4 protein-coding genes and 1 tRNA gene are annotated in these 6,348 nt (G+C 35.3%); 1 reads left to right on the top strand and 4 read right to left on the bottom strand.

All coding sequences use genetic code 11. The features are described 5' to 3' along the window. Positions 1 to 726 precede the first annotated feature (726 nt). From ACTIEI_RS12940 to argS, 4 genes are all read right to left on the bottom strand, one after another. A complete protein-coding gene (locus ACTIEI_RS12940) occupies positions 727 to 1,908 on the bottom strand; it encodes a tyrosine-type recombinase/integrase (RefSeq protein ID WP_439506713.1) in 1,182 nt (393 codons plus the stop codon). A gap of 193 nt (positions 1,909 to 2,101) precedes the next feature. Further along, the gene (locus tag ACTIEI_RS12935; protein WP_439506712.1) at positions 2,102 to 3,466 is read right to left on the bottom strand and encodes a M60 family metallopeptidase; all 1,365 of its coding nucleotides are present in this window, start codon (positions 3,464 to 3,466) and stop codon (positions 2,102 to 2,104) included. Between the two features lie 331 nt (positions 3,467 to 3,797). Continuing rightward, positions 3,798 to 3,881: transfer RNA gene (locus ACTIEI_RS12930), tRNA-Leu, on the bottom strand. A 35-nt stretch (positions 3,882 to 3,916) separates the two neighbouring features. Continuing rightward, a complete protein-coding gene (argS, locus tag ACTIEI_RS12925) occupies positions 3,917 to 5,704 on the bottom strand; it encodes an arginine--tRNA ligase (protein WP_439506711.1) in 1,788 nt (595 codons plus the stop codon). Positions 5,705 to 5,763: 59 nt separating this feature from the next. On the opposite strand from argS, the gene ACTIEI_RS12920 reads away from it, so the two are divergent. Beyond that, a complete protein-coding gene (locus ACTIEI_RS12920) occupies positions 5,764 to 6,264 on the top strand; it encodes a GtrA family protein (RefSeq protein ID WP_439506710.1) in 501 nt (166 codons plus the stop codon). The last annotated feature ends 84 nt before the right edge of the window (positions 6,265 to 6,348 follow it).

Raw genomic sequence — 6,348 nt, 5'->3', positions numbered from 1 at the left:
AAATGTTGTGTCATCAAGTTTTAATGAAAGCGTTTTCATATACATTTAAATTTATACAAAAGTATATACTAATTGTATATACTGCAAAATCTTTTTGAAATCAAGCTTAATCCCGTTACAGCTAACGTAGAGCATTGATGCTGTCGGCTAAAATTAGTTAATTGTTTTCTTTAGGCTTCGCCGATAGTATCAATGCATTGTTGAGCGAAGGTCGTTTGCGGCTGTTTATTTAGTTCATCTTATCTGACGACCGGAGTTCGTCAGCTGATTTACTGTTCTGTTTCTGCTAGTACTACTAAAGCAATGACGTAAAAGAAGTTTACGTTGTTGCTTTAGTAGATATGTGACATCGAATATCATTGGGTGAAAAAACATTAACTGCAAGTATTTTCCCATTCTAAAATTTCGGAATTCTAAAAATATATCTTGTAGCTTCATGCAAGCCTTTTTGCCTTCGGCGCTTCACTAGCAAGCTCGCGGCGCCTTCGCCTAAAGGCTTGCAGGTATAGTTCGTCTCGTTATTCGTTTTAACTCTTTGAATTTAAAAAAGTAAACAATTATCGTTACATTTTAATCAGCTGACGAATTTCGCCTCAACACTTAAATATACGCTACTCAATCATTGAAAACAAAAAATGGTGGCGTTATAAATGAGTGGTTTATCATTATAGTTTTTGAATTGTTGTTGCGGCAATGCACTTATACATTTTGAATTGTCGATTGAAATTACCAGTCAATTTGATTTCTTTTAAATAACTCATCCAAGGGGCTAATGATATTTACCAATTGATGTTTTGATACATGCAAGTATCTTTCTGTTGTTCTAATATCAAAATGTCCAAGAAGGTCTTTTATATAACGTATATCTGTACCCCTGTCTAATAGATGCGTTGCAAAACTATGCCTAAGACTATGTATTCCAACATCCTTTTGTATTCCAGCTGCATTTTTTGCATTAGAGAATATTTGTTGTGCTGTTCTAGTTGGGTAGGCATCTCCAGTTTGTTCTGACTCAAATAAATAAACTCTTGGTCTGGGAAAATATTGTTTAATATATGCCCTTAATATGTCTAGTAATATTGGACTTAAATTTACATATCGGTCTTTTTTTCCTTTTGCATTCTCTACCAAAATTTGCATCCGCTGACTATCAATATGAACTATTTTTAAAGCAACGATTTCGCTTACTCTTAAACCAGCACTATAAGCTGTAAATAACATTGCCTTGTGTTTTTTATTAGTCAAGGCATTAAATAGTCTACTTAATTCGTTTTCATTTAAAAGTTTGGGTAACTGCAATGGTTTTTTGGGTCTTGGTATCTCCCAGAAAAATCGATCCCGATTTAATACTTGCTCGTAATAAAATTTAAGTGCATTAATTCTGCTATGTAAAGTATTTTCAGACAATCGCAGTTTTTCAAAACAGAAAACTAAGTATTTTTTTAAATGTTCTGGTTTCAATTCATCTGCCGAAATATTTCCTAGCCTATATAAAAACTGATGCATTTCATTTAAATAAGTTTTCATTGTACTCTTACTATAAGCTTTGAGTATTAAATGATCCCTCATTAATTCAATAACATGAAGATTGATTGGGTTTATTATCTGTTGAAATGTACTATGCGCAATGACGGGCTGTTTCGGCAGTGTACTTATTTTGTTTGAATTCAAATGAAGCACTTCTTCTTTATCAAGATCTTCTACTTTAAAATGCTTATTTTCTAAACTCCTTTTAAGTTTGGTTTTAATTATTGAATCATAATATATATGCCAACATTTTAAAGATTGACTCCATAATGCATTGTACTCATTTTTTAAAAACAGATTCAAGCCTTTATTATGGTCGTAATAAAGACCAATCCTAATTTGCCCTTTATATTGCAGGGTTTTAATTCTTATTAATTGCATAACAACAGTTAGCCATTTTACGGGCTTGGTTTTTGTGGGGTTACTGTTGTTTTTCTAAAAGCAAAGCTAACTAAGTCCCATGCACTAGCTAAGATTAAGACTTTGTCAATTAAAAATTTAAATTACGGAAATTAATAATAAGTCTGCGCCGTTTTTTCACTTTTTTTATAATAAGATTGTTGGCCACTTTTCTTTAATCCTTCAATAATGTAAGATCTTGTGTAGGTGCCGGTAATCCTAAAGAAGCTATATCTGTGTGAACACCATCTGTTGCCGATTGCGAAGATAAATTCATACCCCATTTTTTAAAAAAGATAGATAGATTTTTACCACTTATACTACAAGCTTTTAGCATGAACCAACGCATTTTAGCATCTGTAGTGGTAGGCTTTATGGTTTCCCTTCTTGCTTGGCGATGTAGTTCTTGATAAAAATTTTCACCAAAAGCCAATTTTAATTGTTGAAACATACATAATCGTACCCAAACACTGGTACTTGATGCATTATAATTACGCACCCCTTCCGCACTTGCTAAATAAGTGGCAGTATTGTTCCATTCATTCTGACTGGTTAATCTTGTAGGAGTTATGCCAAATGCTTTTTCAACTGCAATACTATATATATTCACCGTTACCTCAGTTAATTCACTCCAAGTCCATGCACCTTGTTGGTGCATATGGCCAAGTTCATGCCATGGCCCCCAAGTTAAATTGTCTGCTTTTAAAATAGATGGAACGCCACCTGTTGTGCTTCCATACCAAGTTCTGTAAAAAGTTGCTGCCATAAAGTATCCAGGATGATCAGATTCAGTCATTAAATATTTATGAACATTTGGTTGATCAATCGGATCAGTTCCTATTAAACCACTAATGCTATCCTCAATAGCAATTACCCTATCTGCTTTTCTAATTAATGCTTCTTGATCATCATTTTTATACACTTTAGCATTGGCAAGTGAAAAAGTAATAATCGTTTTCTTTCCTACTAATTGTACATCTGGTACATCGGTTATATTATCAATCATTTTAACCCAATCAGCTTGTAAAGTTTTTCCTAATTGAAAATAGGGGATGGGCTTCATGCCTCTAATAAACTTAACTTTTACTTTGCTCGACGGATTGTCATTGTTGAAACGCAAATAGATGATGCCACCAGATGCATCCGTTATGGTGTTTATTCCATTATTTAATGTATGTGAAGTTGGGTCCCATTTGGATTGATACCTTGAGTAAGTGCCTACTAATAAAGTTGGCAGCCTGTTCCCATTTATTTGGGTTACTTCAATTTCCATAGGGGTAAATGCGGGTAGATAAAATCCAGTTGTGCTAAAGTCAGAAGCTCGAAAATTTTGAGCAAGTCGTTCAGCTTCTTTTGTACCAGAAACTGTTTCATTAATTTCTACTGTGCTATCGGCTGTTTTTAATTCTGGTTTTACTGTTGGTTGTACAGGAGTTACAGGAGCTACTGGTGTTACTGGAGTTACAGTTGCTGGTGCTGTTGTTTTTTTGCAAGAATTGAATAACAATAGGATCAATAAAAAACTAGAGAATGCTTTCATAGGTGCAAGAATATTTTTATATGTATTATGTATGACATAATAAAAATAGAAAGAAAATTATATTCGACAAAAAAATTAAAAAAAAAGTATAGTAGCTGTTGAATTTAATTTTTTTATGCTAATCGAATAATCGGAATTTTTGATTATTTGGGTTTAATAATCATGATTGTCGGCTCTGCTTCGCTGCGCCGACTTCCTTGGATGGGGGGGGCTTACCCAAAGACCCTGCCGCGCCTTCGGCGCTGCTGGGGTTTCCCATTTTCGAGCTTTCAAAAGCAAGCTTTTGACGCCCTCAAATAGAAAACCCCGACACTTCGTGTCAGGGTCTTTGTGCCCGAGACTGGATTCGAACCAGCACGCCGTTTCCAGCACCACCACCTCAAGGTGGCTTGTCTACCAATTTCAACACCCGGGCGCCTATAGATAGGATGCAATATTAAAATATTTTTCTTACATCCGCTCGGGTACTTGAATACCCAATACCTTCATTCCATTTTTAATGGCTGTTGCAGTAAATACCGATAACATAATGCGCAATTGTTGCTTTGTATTGCTTTCTGCATTAGCAATGGAATGTTCATTATAAAAGGAACTAAATGTCTTTGCTAAATTATATATATATATAGCCACTTTAGATGGATCTTGCTCCGTTCCTGCATCTTTTAATACGGTTGGAAACTGCTCCAACGTTACAATTAATTCTTTCTCTAATCGTAACCAGGTGTCATTCGCATCAACGGATAATTCCATAGAAGCTTGATAATTCAACTTCCTTAAAATACTGCTGATTCTTGCATAGGTATATTGAATGAATGGCCCCGTAAATCCATGAAAGTCGATACTCTCTGCTGGATTAAACACCATTTTTTTCTTTGGATCTACCCTTAACAAGAAAAATTTTAATGCGCCTAAACCAATGGTATCATACAATTCAGCCCTTTCATCTTCCGTAAAATCATTCACTTTACCCAATTCTTCTGTTTTTGCTCGAGCAATGGTGATCATTTCATCTACTAAATCATCTGCATCTACCACCGTTCCTTCTCTGCTCTTCATTTTACCTGTTGGCAATTCAACCATTCCATAACTCAAATGATCAATTCCATCTGCGGATGGAAGTTTTAGTTTTTGACAGATTAACTTCAATACTTTAAAATGATAATTCTGTTCATCGCCCACCACATAAATACTTTGATTGGCATTGAACTCTTTTTGCTTTTGTTCTGCCAATCCAATGTCTTGTGTGATGTAAACGGATGTTCCGTCTTTTCTTCTTACCAATTTTTCGTCTAGTCCATCGCCTGTCAAATCAATCCAAACACTATTGTCTTCCTTCTGATAAAATACTTTTTCATTTAACCCTTTATCTACTAAATCCTTACCCAACAAATAAGTATTGCTTTCATAATAAATTTTATCGAAGTCAGTACCGATTCGTTTATAAGTAGCATCAAATCCTTCATACACCCATCCATTCATATTCTTCCACAACTCCATTACCTCGGGGTCTCCAGCTTCCCAGTCCAACAACATTTGCTGGGCTTCTTTCATAATGGGGGCTTCTTTTTCTGCTTGTTCTGCTGTTAATCCTTTGGCCGTCAAATCAGCAATTTCTGCTTTATACGCATCATTAAATTTTACATAATAATCACCCACAAAATGATCGCCCTTCATTTGCGTACTAGCTGGGGTTGCTCCATTCGCATATCGCTTCCAGGCAATCATGCTTTTGCAAATATGGATGCCGCGATCGTTTACTATACAAGTTTTCACAACTTCATTTCCAGTCGCTTTTAAAATTTCGGCTATGCTTCTTCCCAAAAAATTATTTCTCAAATGCCCTAAATGCAAGGGCTTATTGGTATTGGGAGAAGAATATTCTACCATTACCGTATTACCGGTAGGAGCAGAGTGGCCAAATAAAGAGTCATTAAAATGATTCATTAAGAACCCCTTCCAATATGCGCCATCAATCGTTAAGTTCAGAAATCCCTTTACCACATTATAAGAAGTAAACAATTCAGGAAAACGCGCAACCATTTCAGTGCCCAATTCTTGTCCTAATTGTTCAGGTGATTTTTTAAGTTCTTTTACAAATGCGAATAAGACCACCGTGTAATCGCCTTCAAATTCTGGTTTGGTTTGATTCACCAACACTTGTTCGGGTTGTACCGAAGTGCCATATAATTGATGGATACTGCTTGCTGCTGCTTGTTTAATCCTATTTACCACGCTCATAATCTTAACAATTTCGGGATGCAAAACTAACTATTTATAAGCTACCTTCGCCGCCAGTTATGCAAAAGCTGCACAAATACATTCGTCATTTCATCCTTTCGGTGGTGGATTGGTTCTATCCAATGTTCCAAAAGCTAATGCCCAAACAAACTTATCGTTATGCGGCTTGTGGTGGTTTCAACACGGTTTTAGACATAAGTCTTTTTTTTGTTGCTTATAATTTTGTGCTTCATAAAAGCACTATAAACCTTGGATCACTCATTATTAGCCCCCATATTGCTTCCTTCATGATGAGCTTTGTTGTCACATTTCCAATCGGTTTTTATTTAAGTAGGTATGTCGTTTTTCAGGAAACTTCGGTTGCTAAAAGAGAACAATTGGGTAAATATTTTTTAGTGGTTTTTGGTTGCATTCTACTGAATTATATCTTCCTCAAAATTTTTGTAGACAGTTTTGGATGGTACCCAACACCCTCCAAAATGTTAACCACTGTTTTTGTAGTGATGTTTAGCTATTTCTCTCAAAAGAACTTTACTTTCAAGGCAAAGTCAATAAAATAATGTCATTGCAACCGCTAAAATGACCTTAAAATTGGGTTGAAACAGACTTTTTGGTAGCTAAAATGTCCCTAACAGTTCAATTTC

The sequence above is a fragment of the Sediminibacterium sp. genome, assembly GCF_051860225.1.
Lineage (GTDB): Bacteria > Bacteroidota > Bacteroidia > Chitinophagales > Chitinophagaceae > Sediminibacterium.
This window is presented reverse-complemented; position numbering and strand designations above follow the sequence as displayed.

Coding starts and splice junctions, on each gene's coding strand:
- ACTIEI_RS12940 (WP_439506713.1), bottom strand. CDS start 1,908: ATGCAATTAATAAGAATTAAAACCCTGCAATATAAAGGGCAAATTAGG.
- ACTIEI_RS12935 (WP_439506712.1), bottom strand. CDS start 3,466: ATGAAAGCATTCTCTAGTTTTTTATTGATCCTATTGTTATTCAATTCT.
- argS (WP_439506711.1), bottom strand. CDS start 5,704: ATGAGCGTGGTAAATAGGATTAAACAAGCAGCAGCAAGCAGTATCCAT.
- ACTIEI_RS12920 (WP_439506710.1), top strand. CDS start 5,764: ATGCAAAAGCTGCACAAATACATTCGTCATTTCATCCTTTCGGTGGTG.